The 1,354-nt window shown below is 80.8% G+C and carries 1 protein-coding gene; it reads left to right on the forward strand.

All coding sequences use genetic code 11. The annotated features are described in order from the left end of the window. Positions 1-190: 190 nt before the first annotated feature. A complete protein-coding gene (locus tag AB0O09_RS38705; protein WP_363550506.1) occupies positions 191-1,264 on the forward strand; it encodes a hypothetical protein in 1,074 nt (357 codons plus the stop codon). The last annotated feature ends 90 nt before the right edge of the window (positions 1,265-1,354 follow it).

A 1,354-nucleotide genomic window follows, 5' to 3' on the forward strand; every position in this document is an offset into this window, starting at 1 on the left:
GAGCCTAGGGTGGTGGTCACGTGGGGGGGTTGGGGGGCCCGGGGCCGGCCCCCGCCGGGGGGCTCCCCGCCCCCCCCCCCCCCGGCCGTCCGGCCCCCCCCCGGGTCGGCCCGCCCACCCGACCCCACCCACCCGGACGACCAGGACCGGACGACCCGGCACCCGGACGAACACACCCCTGGACGGACCCATGCAGGACACGGCACCCCCGCCCGCGGACGGCGCGCCCGCCCGCCGTTCCCCCAGTCCCACCGACCGCCACCGGGCCGCCGTCCTCGGCTACGCCCGCCTGTGCTGCCCGGACGGGGCCACCGCCCGCCGACTGGTCGACGAGGCCGCCCGGACGCTCCCGACCGCCGGCGCCCCGCGGCCGGAGCTGGTCGCCGCGCTCCGCCGCACGGCCGCACGGTGGGCCGACACCGGGCGGGAGGCCGAACTGTCGGCCGGCTTCCGCGGCTGGCTGCACGCCGCGGCCGCCCGCCACCCGGGGGCGGGCCTCGCCGGCGCCCTGGCCGCCGTCGAACAGGAGGCGCCGCTGCTGCAGGCCTTCCGCCGGCTGCCCGCGCACCGGCAGGAGGAGCTCTGGCACGGCCTCGGCCCGGACGGGGACCTGCGTCCGCCCGCGCCGCCCGCCCGGGCCGCCCTGTTCGACACCTACCTCCAGGTGTACGTGGCCCGTGTCCCGGCCCGGGCCTGCCGCCAGCTGGTCGCCCGGCTCGGCGACACCGTCCGCCGCGGCGCCGTCCCGGAACCCGGGCTCGCCGACCACCTCGCCGGGTGCGGGCCGTGCGGCACGGCCCGCACCGAACTCGCCGCCGTCCGGGACTGGCACCGGCCCGTCCTGACCCCCGCACTGCTGTTGTGGACGGGCGAGGCTCCGCCCTCCCCGCCCGTCGGACCGGCCGTCCCGTCCCCGCCCACCGCGGCACCGCGGCGCCCGGCTCCCGTTCGTACCGTGGTGGGCGCGGCAGCCGCCGTCCTGCTCCTCGTCCTCACGGTGGCCGCCGCCCTGCCCGGCCACCCGCCGGCACCGGCCGCGGCCGTCCCCGCCCCCACCGGCGCGGAGCCGGCACCGCCTTCGCCCGCCCCGACCCCGACGCCGACCCCGCCACCGACACCGACACCCGCACCCACCACGACCCGCCCCGCACCCGCCCCCACGCCCTCCCCCACCCACAGCCGCACCACGCCGCCCCCCGTCCCGCCGCCCAGCCCACTGCCCAGCCCGGTGGTCACCGTCACCGTCACCCTCGTCGAGCCCTAGGTGTTCTGACCCGTGAGGTTGGGGACGCGGCTGGCGGGTGGCTTGCCTGCGAGTGCGGTGTGTCCGCGGTGGTGATTGTAGGTGTGGAGC

It is taken from the genome of Kitasatospora sp. NPDC093679, from assembly GCF_040683455.1.
GTDB classification, from domain to species: domain Bacteria; phylum Actinomycetota; class Actinomycetes; order Streptomycetales; family Streptomycetaceae; genus Kitasatospora; species Kitasatospora arboriphila.